The following is a 14,208-nucleotide window of genomic DNA, read 5'->3' on the forward strand; positions in this document are numbered from 1 at the left end:
AGGGGGGATTAAGTCCCCCCTTGTTTTATTTTTTCATTTGTATTATTATAGTGACAATATAATTTATGGGTTTATAAATGAAAAAAGTTATTTATGTTTTTTTGTTATTTTCTTCTTTGCTCTTTTGTCAAAATATAGATATATCAAAAAAAGATTTTTATTTTCTTAAGGGAAATATCGGAAGTACTCCTATAAGTATGTATTTATATATAGATAATAATAATAATCTTTCAGGTAAATATTATTATGATACTATAAAACAAATTATTAATATAAAGGGAAGTATTAACGGAAATAGTTTTCATCTTGAAGAGAGCATTAATGATAGAGTGATAGGTTCTTTAGACGGTGAAATTAGCGGTGAAATGGTTTTTACTGGTAATTGGGTTTCTGCTGACAAAAATAATACTTTTAGTTTTTCTTTTTATATAGACAATAATTATCCTATCAATAAAATTAGGTTTATAAATGCAAGCTTAAATGTTAAAGAAGATAATGGCACTTTTGAAGCAAGCAGAGATGCGGTTATTATAGCAAATGAGAAAAAAGTAAAAGCAATAAATAGAATATCTTTAGATGTTGATGAAACCAAATCGATAGATGAAGAAAATATTACAACTACGCTTAATAATTTAATTTCATCTCAATATAATACTTGGAAAGAAGCCATTAATGATAAGTTTAATATGCAAAGAAATATTGAAGTATCATTTATAGATGAGAATATTATATCATTTTCTCTATATAATTATTCTTATGCAGGCGGTGCTCATGGCATATATAATATTCAGCCTAATATATATTTAATATCCAATGGAAAAAGAGTTGGTTTAAGTGTATCGGAACTAATAGAAGATGTAGCAGATATTGATTTAATTAATTTAATGCGTATAAAACTTACAGAGAATATGTCAGAATCTGATTTCTTTGATTTTAATAGTATTACATTAAGCGATACATTTGATATTACTCCAACAGGTATAAAGTTTATATGGCCTGCTTATAAGATATCCGATTATGCTCATGGTATTATTGAAATAGAGTTTAGATATTCTGAATTAAAGCCTTTTGTAAAAGAAGATTCTGTATTTATGTATTTATTTGAATAGTTGAGTTGTTTTATGAATGATAAAGATATACACCCTATAATGAAAGAGCTTACAAAAGTTACCAAGTCTATGCCTATGCCTGTGGTAACAGAGATAAAGCTTATTACAAACAGAGATGCTTATAAAATATTAATTTCCACTATGCTTTCTCTTAGAACTAAAGACCCTACAACAAGAGATGCTTCAATGAGGCTGTTTGAAAAAGCAGGAAATGCCAAAGAGATGATAAAGCTTACAGAAGAAGAGATTGCTAAGCTTATTTACCCTGTGGGTTTTTATAATGTAAAGGCAAAAAATATACTTGAAGTTTCTCATATGATTATTGATGATTATAATGGAGAAGTACCTGATGAGATAGATGAGCTTTTAAAACTCAAAGGGGTAGGCAGAAAGGTTGCGAATTTAGTAGTTACAGAGGCTTTTGACAAAGACGGCATATGTGTTGACACGCATGTACATAGAATATCAAATAGATTCGGCTACGTTCACACAAAGACACCGGAAGAGACAGAGTTTGCATTGAGAGAAAAGCTTCCAAAAGAATATTGGCGTGTTTATAATGATACATTAGTTGTTTATGGTCAGAACTTGTGTAAGCCCATTAGTCCTTTATGCAGTGAATGTACGGTTTCACAGTATTGCGACTATTTCAAGAACAAGAAATAATTTTTTTAGTATATATTAAACAACTATAATTTATGTTTTTATTTTTATTCAACTTTTTCCCGCCGCAAAAAGTTGCAAAAAGTGCAAATAAGAAAATAATACTAAATAATATTAATTATGTATTTTAGCTAAAAGATGCAGCCTTTTTGGTTCTTTGTGGCACGCCTCCGGCACTTCCTTCGGTCGCAAAAGAACTGGGGGTGTGTACCCTAAGGGCACGCTTCGCAGGGGGCAAAGCCACCACTAATAATAAAAAAAATACAAAACACAAGTATTCAATATAAACTAAAAATTATATCCAACTTCAAATTCAAAGGTAAATGGCTTTGCTACTGAATAGGCTGATAATATAGGCGTCTTATTCAATATGTTCTTAAAATGCATAGAAAATATTAAATGCTTAAACCATATAGAATAAAATGATATATTCAAATTATGAAACTCTTCTGAATAATAGATTGGATAATTTGATGTCATTGCTCTTGGGCTTGAATATATATAATAAATATTAAAAGATAATGAGCTTAATATTTTACCATCTGAAACAAAATCATACCCAAGCAGTGCAGTTACAACATTATTAGGCAAACCTATTTTTGGAAGTTTTTCTTCGTTGAGATATGCAAGCTGATAAGAATATTCTATTTTTGCTTTTATTTTGTTGTAGGTTAAAAAGTAAATATCGTAGCCTATGCTCGAAGAGAATATATGAGATATAGCAGTGTCTGCATTTTCTGGAATACTGCTGTACCATATTATTTTATTTGTGTAGGTAGTGTATGTGTATGAGGATTCTATTTTTAAGTTTGTTATAGGCTCTAATGATATTTTTGTGAGTATTTGATTATATGTTTCTGGCTTTAAGTTTGGGTTACTAAAATTGCCGTAATACAAATCATTAAATGTTGGGCTTGTATAATCGCTCATATAGGCAAAATACAAACTATAGCCTTTATAAAAGTTTAGGTTAAATCCTGCATTATATGCTAAATAATTATTATGTTTTTGATTTGTAAAAAACTCATTTTGATATTCATATTTTATGCTTGGCATGAGTGTGAATATTGGAGTATTATTATCCCAGTATCCGAAGGAAAGCTGCATTTCATATTTTATATTTAGAGAATGTCTTTGAGGGTTATGATTAAAATTAGTTTCTAAGGCATTTTTTTCTTCTGTAAGTATATCGTATCTATATTCGGGGGTTAGCTGATTGTATAATGTAATGGTATTTGGTATAAACTCGTCCATTCTTTTTAGTGTTGTATTTATTGCTAGTCCGTGAGATTTATAGTCTGATACAAATTTACCTTCTTTGAAATATGGTCTGTCTACAAATGAGTCAAACAAATATGAGAGATTTATATTATAATCCAGCACTTCAGAAAATCCGTTGTATGATATAGATGAAGCTAAAGTTGTAAAATTAAACCAAGAATCTGTATAGCTTATTGGGGGGATTTGGTACTGTGAGGCTGAACTTGAATAAGATATATTTGCAAATGCATTTATATAATTTTTATTTTTAAATATATATTTATAGTTGGCAGAAGAGTTTATTATAAATTGTCTATTGTCTTCAATGTTTCCTTTAATCCATTTGCCTGCGAGGTTTGTGAAGTTATAATAATAATTAGCATCACTATAATAAGAATCTGCTGTAAAGGTAAATATTTGATTGTCGTCTATATTTTTTGAAAAGAGTATTGAAGGGGCTATTGTGTTGTATGAGCCGTATGATAATGATAAAAGTATAATATCTTCTTTTGGAGTTTTTGTTGTGATATAAATTGAAGAGCCTATAATTTCTATTTTTTCTATGAGGTTTGAAGGTATTCTTCTTAAATCCACACCTGCATCGGCATTGCCTTTAGCAGTATTCATCAAAACACCATTAATATATATTTTTATATTGTCAGCACTTCCTCCTGCAGGGTCTACTACTTCATTACCCATATAATTACCCTTATTTACAAAGCCAGCCTGATTTTCCAATATTTCTTTAGCATTGTTGTAGCCCATTCTCTCTATTTCTTCAGAGGTGATGGTTTTGTTATTTACATTTATAGGGATTTTTTTTGATACATTTGGATACTCATTATTTGTTTGAGTATTATTTGTTATTTCTACCTTTGAAGTAACCCATATACCTCCTTTAAGCTCTCTTATAAGGTATGTTTGAGAATAAAGCATATTTATAGAAGCAAAAAGGAAATATATGATAAAACGTTTCATAATAATTTATTGTTGTTGATTATAATTAAAATCTTTTATAGTTCCAGTTTTAAATGAGCCGTATCCGCCTTCTCCCATTAATTGTTTCCAATATTCTTCTGTAGGAGGCTCTTTACCTGTAGCACCTGAACCGAAAGCAGAACCAAGCATAAAGTTTCCATCTGTATCTATATGAAATAGCATCCATCTTGAATCTTGACCTTGTCTTCTAGGGTCTTCATATAATGCTCCTATCCAGTTTGTGCCTTTCCATTCTATATTTGTAGCGTATATAAAATTACCTAACACTTCTCCATTTTCTAAATACGTGCCTTTTTCATCTGTTTCCCTTGTGGCAGTTGTTACTCCTGCAGGTACTATTATTTGGTTTGTGAATGTATTTAGCCAGTTTGTTCTAAAATATTCTTGCTTGTTTTTATCGCTCCAGCTTAGGCTTAGAATATTTTTATCTGTGAGAAGTTTATATTCTCCTCTTTGTGATTGATTATTATTATTGTTATTATTGTTATTGTTGTTGTTGTTTTGCTCATTTGGATTATTTGGGCTTGTACATGATAATAAAAAAATAATAAATGATAGTAATAGAATAAAATATTTTTGCATAAAAAAACTCCTTTAAAATTAGGAGCGAATACATAAAAAAGTTTATAAGTTTAAAAAAGAATAAAACTCATAATATAGTGCACTCGACTCAATTGTTTTATTATTACAATAAGGCATTCCGACTTCGTTAGTTTTTTACAACTAAGCTTTACGGTTGCGGGCCAGCGTGGGATTTGCACCCTCATTCCCCTTATTGCACCAAAAGTATACAACAAAAAAAATATGTGTCAAGAAATATTCTTTTTTTATCTTCTTTTACATAAATATTAATACTTGACATACAGACGTTTTTTTATTATCATATCACAAATATTTTTTATGCTTATTAGTTTTTATGGAGAGAGAATATTGTGATTAGCTATTTTCAAAAAAATAAGAAGAGAAAAAGTATATTAAATAAAATTAAAGAAAAAAGAATAATTATAAATGATTTTTATGTTCCTTTAGGTATAGTGCCTATAGAATCTTCCAAACCTAAAGAGGGCGTGAGTATAGAATTAAAAACTTCTGAGGACAGTGCTGATATGTATTCTTACAGTATTTCAATATCAGCAAATAGGCTTTCAGATTTATTTCTCAAATTAATAAAACTATTCCCATATTACGCTACTATGGTGATAGAAAGAAAAAGCGAGGATATAAACAGAGAGTTTGACGTGCTTATGAGCGACCCTGATATATCTTTGAGCGAGATTAGAAGAGTGTTTAAAAAATATAATGAGCTTTGGGTAGAATGCGGTTTTGTTGGTTTTGGGATTATTGATGAATATAATGATTTTGAGATTTTTATTAATTTAGATAAAGAAATCATTATAAACACACCTTTTAAAAATATTAAAAAGATTAACAGAATATTAGATTCTTTTAATCTTTTAGATGAGACTCCAGTTTTTATTAGTTCTGATGTTCACTGGCATTATTCTTTATCTTCTATAGTTTCTTATGAGAGCTATAGCGAAACTTATGAATATATATTTGATTATTATGATATTATTAATAATTTAAAGCATAGTTTTGGTTTTGTGATGATTAATGATGATGAAAACATAAATAAAGAGCCTAAATGGTGGAATGTTACTGTTCGCTGTCTTGGAAAGTGTAAGACTGTATCTTTTGTTTCTACATATTATATAGTAGCAAACACAATAGAAGAGATGGAAACTGTAATAGAAGAAAAAATGAAAGAGCTTGATATAGAGTATTATTATATATACGACTATTACAATGTTGACCCTAACAATTATCATCATAAAAGCGTAAACTTATCAAACAAAGATAATTTATTTTTTAGGAAAGCACCTTTTGGAATATGGGCAGAGTCTGACATATTTATAAGCAAGGTAAAAGATATTAGTTTGTTTTATATAAATAGAAGTTATGAAAGAGCATATTAAAAATCAATTTAAATACTGTCCCTATTGCGGAGAGAAAGATTCTTTTATATATAACGGCGTGAAAATATTTAACTGTTCAAAGTGCGGGAGGAGCTATTTTGTCAATCCCGCTTCTGCGGGCGGAATGGTTGTTGAAACACCTAAAGGCATTGTATTTGTTGAAAGAAAGTTTGAGCCTAAGAAGGGCTATATTGATTTGCCGGGCGGGTTTTGCGAGCCTTATGAGAGAATAGAAGATGCCGTTAGAAGGGAGCTTTTTGAAGAGACTAATATAAAAATAGATAATATACATTTTCTTATAAGCGGAAGTAATGAGTATATTTATGAGGGTATGATGTATGTTACTACTGATATGTTTTTTTATGCTAAAATAGATTATGTTCCTGATGTTAAACCTTCTGATGATGCATCTGAAGTGGTATTTATAAAAAAAGAGAATATTGATTTTGACAAATTAGCTTTCAAATCATCAAAAGAAGCTTTAATAGAATATATTAAAATAACTCAATAATTATTATGATAATAAGTGCAAGCAGAAGAACTGATATTCCTTGTTATTACTGTGATTGGTTTTTTGATAGAATAAAAGAGGGGTATTGTTTAGTAAGAAATCCTTTTAACAGTCATCAGGTAAGTAAGATAGATTTGTCGACTGATGTTGTTGATTGTATAGTGTTTTGGACTAAAGATGTCTCTCCTATGATTGATAAATTATATTTGATTAAAGACTATAAATACTATTTTCAATTTACAATTAATGCATACGGTGAAGATATAGAAAATGTTATTTCAAAGAGAAAAGAGAAGATAATATATTCGTTTAAAAGACTTTCAGAGAAGATAGGAAAAGAAAAAGTTTTGTGGCGATATGACCCTATTATTTTAAGCGATAAATATAGCCTTGATTATCATAAAAAACATTTTGAATATTTAATAAAAGAGCTTCATAACTATACCAAAAAATGCATAATAAGTTTTGTTGATATCTATAAAAAAATAGAAAGCAAGATAAAAGATATAAATATTAAAAAAGATGATGAGCATATTTTTGAGTTATCTTCTTTTATTAGCGATATTGCTAAATATTATAATATAACTGTAGAGGCTTGTTGTGAGGATTTGCCTAATATTTCTAAAAGTAAATGCATTGATGAGAATCTCATATCAAAAATAGTAGGGTATAATATAAAAGCAAAGAAAGATAAAAACCAAAGGCTTAATTGCGGTTGTATTGAAAGTATTGACATAGGGGCTTACAACACTTGCTTATCTGATTGCATTTACTGTTATGCTAATAGTAACAAAAAAAGTAATATTACAAACTCTCCTATTCTTGGAAGCAATGTAAACGATTTGGATATTGTTACAGAGAGAAAGTGCTATTCTTTAAAAGAGTAATTTATAATTTTATATATTTTTTTATATTTTATAATTTTTTAAAATGTATATAATAAAAAATTATGGAGGATGCTATGGACTTAGAAAAAAAACTTGCAATATATTATCAAGGCTCTGCTATAGAAGATGATATGGCAAAATGTGAAGCTACAAATGATTTCAGTAAAATAAGAAGGAGTCCTTATGATTATTTTCATTATAAAAATGAGTTTTTGAAAGATTATTTTTCTATAGAAGATGAGAAGTTAAAAAAAAGATACGAACATTTTATGAAGATACTTATTTATGGAAAAGATAAGGAAGGAGAAGGCGGAACTAGATATGTTATTTTTGATTATATAGTTAATAGAGATTTTGAAAAGTCGCTTAGATATCTTACCTATGAATATGATAAAAAATATAAAGAGTATTCAAGAACTCTAAATGGTGAAACTTTAATATATACAGTTTTTGAAGATTTTAATAAATACTTCAGTAAAGAGTTTTATGAATACACAGATAAATATGTTGATATTATTAATAACAATGATAATAAAAAAATATTAAAAAAAATGGACAGAGATGCTGTAATACCATTGATTGCAATATGTTCTGTGATAAAAAATAATAAAGACTGTGATAAAAAATATATTGATGCGGCTATAAAATCATTCGATGTTCTTCCTAATGTTTATGATACTCTAAATGTAATTGCTGCTCTTTTGGATAAAAATGAAGATATAAAAAATAAATTTATAGAAGTGCTTAATAAAAATGAAGAATATATCATTGACATGAATATTATACTTGGATATTATTTAAGAACATTAGATTATACAAATCCTTATAAAGCTAAAGAGAAATTCTTTAATGCAATAAATTATCCCAATGATTTTGCCTTTATAGCACAGCATTTTGAAGATTATTTTCATTATGAGTTTATTTATGGGGCAAGAGATTTATATTTGAATCATAAAGAAGATTTTTATAAAATTTATAATTTTGTAGGAAACAGTTTAAATAGTGATAGGTATAATAAGAATAGAAATAATGATAGAAACAAAAGAATATTTTTAGTGCTTAGCGGTGTTTTATTAGAACATAATGATAAAAAAATAGACAATAATAATTTAAAAAAAGCTTCAGCTGTATTACAAACAATAGTGAATCATTTTACAAAAGAGGATACTGACAGCTATAGGAAACTTCCTCTTTTTTCTACTACAGAAAATATTGAAGAGATATTTGATAAAGATAAAAATAAAAACTTTGATGAGCTTATTAAATATTATACAGATAAAAAAAATGCTTATGTGCTTTACAGCAGATGGGATACTGCTCCAGAAATAAGACTTAATTCAGAGCTTTGTTATATATATCCGTTATTTAATTATGACAGTGATGAAAACAAAAAAATACAAAAAGTTTGCTATTGATGTTTTGAAATATTTGCCTATTCATATTGGAATAAGAAAATATATAGAAGTTCAAGCCTCTATAGGAAATAAAACTCTAAAAGAAGTTATTGACAGTTTATTAAACAACAAAGAATTAAATATTACATTAAAAGAAATTTTATTATCATATTATTTTGATTATGCGGGAGATGCTTCGGGATATTATTATAATGATGGAAGAAGTTTGCCTACGCTTTATCATGAGCTTAGATGTTTAGATGAAAATAATAATGTTGTGATAAACAGTGTGAAAGATGAATTATTTAAAAGCTATTTTGATGAAGTGCTAAATATATTAAATGATGATAAGTTTATAAAAGATAATATAGCACCAAACAAAAATGCGGCATTAGATTTATTGAAGAGTATATATAATAAGATTAATGATTATAATATAGTTTACAAAGTTCTTGAAAACACAAATAGGGCAGAGGTTAAAAGATATTGTTTAAAACTTATTTCCAACAATGAAGCTATTACAAGGGATTATGTTGAAAAGATGTCTGAAAAAGTAAAATCTTCAGAGCTTAAAGGAGCTTTAAAAAATATTATTAAGAATTGGAACTTAAAAAAATACGGCGACAATTTCAAAAGTATTGATGAGGCTTTGGAGTTTATTGACACTTACTACAATAAAAACTATGAGAAAAATATAAAGTTTTTAGATGATGTTAAGTTTACAAAAGTTTTATACAAAAACGGCAAAGAGGCTGATGAGAGAGTATTTAAATATATTATTATGGAGTATATGAATTTAGTGGAGCCTGCAAGATTAAAGGACTGCGACATGCTTGTTGATATTCTTGATGATTCTTCATTTGCCGATGCTTTGGAGAGTCTTTATAGTTATTGGAGCGATTCTAACTATGAAGCTGCAAAGAAAAATATATTAATACCTTATTTGATATATTCTGATGATTTGAAAATAGATAAGGTTTATCCGCTTATAAAAGAGTTTGCAAAAGGCTCACGTACTGTTATGGCAGGATTTATTATAAAGTGTATGGCATTAAACGGAAAAAACTATGCCTTAATATTGGTAGACGGGCTTACAAGAAAAGCTCCTACTGCAAAAATAAAAGAAGTAGCAATAGAGACAATGGAGAATGCTGCTTATATGCTTGATATGACCGCCGATGAGCTTTCAGATAGAATAATACCTAATTTTGGATTTAATCAAAAGGGTGAAAGAGTTTTAAACTACGGCGGAGAAGCTAAAAGAACATTCACATTATCAATAAACAATAATCTTGAACTTACAATTACAGACAATGAGAAAGAAAAGATAATAAAATCACTTCCTGCCCCAAACAGCAAAGACGATAAAACAGAAGCAGACAGTGCCAAAAAAGAATATACTACCCTCAAAAAAGAAATAAAGACTTTGATACAGAATCAGAAAATAAGGCTTCAAAAAGTGTTATTAAACGGCAGAAAATGGACTTACAACAATTTCAAAACCGTATTTGTAGAAAACCCAATAATGAACATATTTGCTTTGAAACTTATTTGGGGTGCTTATGATGAAAACAACAATTTAATAGAAAGTTTTAGGTATATGGAAGACGGCACATTTAATACAGTCGATGAAGAAGAATACACTCTAAAAGAAGATAGCTTAATAACTTTAGTTCACCCTTTAGAATTAGATTCTAACACTATAGAGAAATGGAAAACTCAATTATCCGATTATGAGATAGTTCAGCCGATAGAGCAGCTTAATTTAAAATATGAAGAGATTACAGAAAAAGACATTGCCGAAGATAGAATTAATTCTCTTAATTCAAAAACAATAAAAGCAGGAGTGTTAATGTCATTAGCAAGCAAATACGATATGGCAAGAGGTGAGAGTATGGACGGAGGAAGTTTCTCTGAGTACATATTAAAAGACACTTACCTTAACATATCTGTTCATATTTCATTTGACTATATGTATTTTGGAATGGACGCTAATGAAGATGTTAGTTTTGGAGATATTGAGTTTTATGAGATTGATGACGGCATTGAGACTTTGATTAATCCTCTAAAAGTTAATAAAAGATTTGCTTCATCAATTTACAGCATAGTGAAAAGCATTTTTGGAGAGTAAATTTATTTAATACGCACGGTAATTAGGTAAAAGAATATAGAGTAGTTAATAATTTATTTTATAGTTATTAACTACTTTTTTATTTTCTATTTTAAAAAATTTTTATTCATATTTACTTTAAATTTTTATTATGCTAGCCTTTTTAAAGTTAATTTTTTGGAGGCAGTATGTATCATTCAAGATTTAAAGGAAGTCATTATGAGGCTGGCTTCAAATATGGAAATATACTTTCTAAAAATAATATAAACCCTTTAAGTAAAATAAAGATATCAAAAGAGTGTAAGGATTTTTCTGACAAATGCCTGCCAATATATAAAGAATTTTTTCCTGAAATAATAGAAGAAATAAAAGGAATAGCTGATGGATTAAGCTGCAATAATATAAAAACAAATTATAAAGATATAGCAGATTTTTTATTTACAATATATGCTTTTACATTTGAAAATAAATGTTCTTCTTTTGCTTTTAAAACTGATGATGATATTATTTTAGCAAAAAACAGTGATTTTATAAAAAGCATAAAAAAATATTGTGATAGCGTATATTATAAATTAATTGACTCCTATTCATTTATAGCAAACACAACAGCATTTATTGAAATGGAAGATGGTATTAATGAAAATGGTCTTGCCTGTGCTTTGACTTTTGTATATCCTGTAAAAATAAATTATGGTTTTAATGCTGGTATGCTTGTGAGATATATATTAGAAAAATGCAATGATGTAAATGAAGCTTTGTCTTTTTTAGAAGAAGTGCCTATATCATCATCACAAAATATTATTATAGCAGATAGAAATTATAATATAGCATTAGTTGAATGTAACTGTGATAAAAAGCATATAATAAAAAATGATTATGTATTTACTTCCAATCATTTTGCAAGTGAATGTATGAGAGTTTATCAAACAGATTTGGAAGATGATGTGCATTCTCATGAAAGATATAATACATTAGAAAATGCTTTTAAAAACTATAAATATAATTTATATTTTTCAAAAGAATTATTATCCGGCAAATATGGTTTTATGTGTCAGTATGATAAGAAAGATGATATTGATACAATTTGGTCAAGTATATATTCTATAAGGGATAAAAAGATATATAGAGCGGAAGGCAATCCTTCAAGAAATAGTTTTAAAGAGGATAAAAGATTAAAATTTTCTTATTAAAATAATTTAAGTGTATTAATTAAAAAATAATTTAAAAATTCTTTTTACGCACGGTTAATGAAATTTTATATATAATTGAATTTAAATTATTAATTTATTTTAGGGTTAAAAACTTATTTTGCGTGCGGTATATATACAATAATTTTAAACGATGCTAGGGTGGGGCTTTTGAATTCTGTTTAAGCAAATAAAAAATAAAAGTTAAAATTATAAATAAAAACAATCAAAAATAATGGGTGGGGAATGTAATAAAAGTTTTAAAATTTAATTACACTTGCCCGCCCTTTAGGTTTTCTGTTTTTTCTTTTATTTATGTGTTGTTTTTCTTTTTTGTTTTCGCTTTAGTTTTAGCTGCCCGCCCAAGTTTTTTAAATTTGTAGTTTGCACAACGCACGCTAAACTAAGCAAGGTTTATAAACCAATTAATAATATAATTTTTGTTATGTTTAATAATAAGTTTACCGTGCGGAAAATGAAGCATTATTTAAAATAAAAATTTAATTACATTTTCCCGCCCTTTAGGCTTTTTGTCTTTTCTTTTATTTATGTGTTATTTTTCTTTTTTGTTTTCGCTTTAGTTTTAGCTCCCGCCCAAGTTTTTTTAAATTTGTAGTTTGCACAACGCACGCTAAACTAAGCAAGGTTTATAAACCAATTAATAATATAATTTTTGTTATGTTTAATAATAAGTTTAGCATGCGGAAAATGAAGCATTATTTAAAATAAAAATTTAATTAACTTTCCCCGCCCTTTAGGTTTTCTGTTTTTCTTCTATTTATGTGTTGATTTTCCTTTTTTGTTTACACTGTTGTTTTAGCTGCCCGCCCAAGTTTTTTTAAATTTGTAGTTTGCACAACGCACGCTAAACTAAGCAAAGTTTATAAACCAATTAATAATGCAGTTTTATTATATTAAAAAATCTTTTCACCGTGCGGAAAATGAAGCATTATTTAAAATAAAAATTTAATTACACTTTCCCGCCCTTTAGGCGTTTTGTCTTTTCTTTTGTTTATGTGTTGTTTTTCCTTTTTGTTTACTATGTTATTTTAGCTGCCCGCCCAAGATTTTTTAAATTTGTTGCTTACATAACGCACGCTAAACTAAGCAAGGTTTATAAACCAATTAATAATATAATTTTTGTTATGTTTAATAATAAGTTTACCGTGCGGAAAATGAACCATTATTTAAAATAAAAATTTAATTACACTTGCCCGCCCTTTAGGCTTTTTGCCTTTTCTTTTGTTTATGTGTTGTTTTTCCTTTTTTGTTTACACTGTTATTTTAGCTGCCCGCACAAGTTTTTTTAATTTATAGTTCTCACAACGCACGCTAAACTAAGCAAGGTTTGTAAATCGATTAATAATGCAGTTTTTATCATATTTCAAAATCTTTTTACCGTGCGGAAAATTAAGCATTATTTAAAATAAAAATTTAATTACATTTTCCCGCCCTTTAGGCTTTTTGTCTTTTCTTTTGTTTATGTGTTGATTTTCCTTTTTTGTTTACACTGTTATTTTAGCTGCCCGCCCAAGTTTTTTTAAATTTGTAGTTTGCACAACGCACGCTAAGCTAAACAATGTTTTTAAATAAATTAATAATGCAGTTTTATTATATTTTATAACCTCTACGCCGTGCGTGCGGTGTTTTAAACATAATAAAATTTTACTTCTATTATAATAAATATTATTTAGCATTTTTATTAATTATTGACTTTAATATTATGTTTGTTATAATATTCTAATTAAGTCTTTGAAGGAGAAAATATATTATGAGTTTAAATATAGAAGATAAAGGTAAAGCAAAAGTTGTAAAATTAGAAGGTAAATTAGATGTTAATTTATCTGTATCTATAGAAAGCGAATTAGATGCTCTTATAGAGTCTGGAAGTATTAATTTGATTTTAGAAATATCTAAAGTTGAATATTTAAGCTCAAGCGGAATTAGAGTATTCATTAATATGATGAGAAAGATAAAAGATAAAAACGGAAGACTTGTTTTAGCTTCAGTACCTGATGTAATAAAGAAAATATTAAAAACTGTAGATTTAGAAGATTTATTTGAAGTTTTTGACAGCGTTGATGATGCTTTAGCTACATTCTAAAATATTTT

The 14,208-nt window shown here is 27.7% G+C and carries 9 protein-coding genes and 1 pseudogene; 8 read left to right on the forward strand and 2 right to left on the reverse strand.

What is annotated here, in order from left to right; all coding sequences use genetic code 11:
- Positions 1 to 77: 77 nt before the first annotated feature.
- Positions 78 to 1,109 (forward strand): PdaC/SigV domain-containing protein, encoded by a 1,032-nt coding sequence (locus BPP43_RS11140; RefSeq protein ID WP_015274987.1) that lies wholly within the window; start codon positions 78 to 80, stop codon positions 1,107 to 1,109.
- Positions 1,110 to 1,121: 12 nt separating this feature from the next.
- Positions 1,122 to 1,775 (forward strand): endonuclease III domain-containing protein, encoded by a 654-nt coding sequence (locus BPP43_RS11145; RefSeq protein ID WP_014933614.1) that lies wholly within the window; start codon positions 1,122 to 1,124, stop codon positions 1,773 to 1,775.
- Between the two features lie 285 nt (positions 1,776 to 2,060).
- On the opposite strand, the gene BPP43_RS11150 is transcribed toward BPP43_RS11145, so the two are convergent.
- Together BPP43_RS11150 and BPP43_RS11155 are read right to left on the reverse strand one after the other, a co-directional pair.
- The gene (locus BPP43_RS11150) at positions 2,061 to 4,010 is read right to left on the reverse strand and encodes a TonB-dependent receptor plug domain-containing protein (RefSeq protein ID WP_015274988.1); all 1,950 of its coding nucleotides are present in this window, start codon (positions 4,008 to 4,010) and stop codon (positions 2,061 to 2,063) included.
- A gap of 6 nt (positions 4,011 to 4,016) precedes the next feature.
- Positions 4,017 to 4,613: a hypothetical protein gene (locus tag BPP43_RS11155; RefSeq protein ID WP_015274989.1), complete on the reverse strand. Its 597-nt coding sequence runs from the start codon at positions 4,611 to 4,613 to the stop codon at positions 4,017 to 4,019.
- A 350-nt stretch (positions 4,614 to 4,963) separates the two neighbouring features.
- Here BPP43_RS11155 and BPP43_RS11160 point away from each other — a divergent pair, with 350 nt between their 5' ends.
- The 6 genes and pseudogenes from BPP43_RS11160 to BPP43_RS11185 all read left to right on the forward strand — a co-directional run bounded on the left by BPP43_RS11160 (position 4,964) and on the right by BPP43_RS11185 (position 14,200).
- A complete protein-coding gene (locus BPP43_RS11160; protein ID WP_013243605.1) occupies positions 4,964 to 6,007 on the forward strand; it encodes a hypothetical protein in 1,044 nt (347 codons plus the stop codon).
- A gap of 124 nt (positions 6,008 to 6,131) precedes the next feature.
- Positions 6,132 to 6,518, forward strand: a complete 387-nt coding sequence (locus tag BPP43_RS11165; RefSeq protein WP_252832332.1) for an NUDIX hydrolase — start codon at positions 6,132 to 6,134, stop codon at positions 6,516 to 6,518.
- 5 nt (positions 6,519 to 6,523) lie between these two features.
- The gene (locus BPP43_RS11170) at positions 6,524 to 7,405 is read left to right on the forward strand and encodes a DUF1848 domain-containing protein (RefSeq protein ID WP_015274990.1); all 882 of its coding nucleotides are present in this window, start codon (positions 6,524 to 6,526) and stop codon (positions 7,403 to 7,405) included.
- A 74-nt stretch (positions 7,406 to 7,479) separates the two neighbouring features.
- A pseudogene (locus tag BPP43_RS11175) lies at positions 7,480 to 10,930 on the forward strand (DUF4132 domain-containing protein).
- Between the two features lie 167 nt (positions 10,931 to 11,097).
- Positions 11,098 to 12,099, forward strand: coding sequence for a C45 family autoproteolytic acyltransferase/hydrolase (locus BPP43_RS11180; protein ID WP_015274991.1), 1,002 nt, complete (start codon positions 11,098 to 11,100; stop codon positions 12,097 to 12,099).
- A 1,768-nt stretch (positions 12,100 to 13,867) separates the two neighbouring features.
- Positions 13,868 to 14,200: an STAS domain-containing protein gene (locus tag BPP43_RS11185; protein WP_013243600.1), complete on the forward strand. Its 333-nt coding sequence runs from the start codon at positions 13,868 to 13,870 to the stop codon at positions 14,198 to 14,200.
- Positions 14,201 to 14,208 lie beyond the last annotated feature (8 nt).

The organism is Brachyspira pilosicoli P43/6/78 (assembly GCF_000325665.1).
Classification (GTDB): Bacteria; Spirochaetota; Brachyspiria; order Brachyspirales; family Brachyspiraceae; genus Brachyspira; species Brachyspira pilosicoli.

Excerpts from the sequence above, each read along its gene's own strand:
- BPP43_RS11140 (WP_015274987.1), top strand. The coding sequence starts at position 78 with ATGAAAAAAGTTATTTATGTTTTTTTGTTATTTTCTTCTTTGCTCTTT.
- BPP43_RS11145 (WP_014933614.1), top strand. The coding sequence starts at position 1,122 with ATGAATGATAAAGATATACACCCTATAATGAAAGAGCTTACAAAAGTT.
- BPP43_RS11150 (WP_015274988.1), bottom strand. The coding sequence starts at position 4,010 with ATGAAACGTTTTATCATATATTTCCTTTTTGCTTCTATAAATATGCTT.
- BPP43_RS11155 (WP_015274989.1), bottom strand. The coding sequence starts at position 4,613 with ATGCAAAAATATTTTATTCTATTACTATCATTTATTATTTTTTTATTA.
- BPP43_RS11165 (WP_252832332.1), top strand. The coding sequence starts at position 6,132 with ATGGTTGTTGAAACACCTAAAGGCATTGTATTTGTTGAAAGAAAGTTT.
- BPP43_RS11170 (WP_015274990.1), top strand. The coding sequence starts at position 6,524 with ATGATAATAAGTGCAAGCAGAAGAACTGATATTCCTTGTTATTACTGT.
- BPP43_RS11180 (WP_015274991.1), top strand. The coding sequence starts at position 11,098 with ATGTATCATTCAAGATTTAAAGGAAGTCATTATGAGGCTGGCTTCAAA.
- BPP43_RS11185 (WP_013243600.1), top strand. The coding sequence starts at position 13,868 with ATGAGTTTAAATATAGAAGATAAAGGTAAAGCAAAAGTTGTAAAATTA.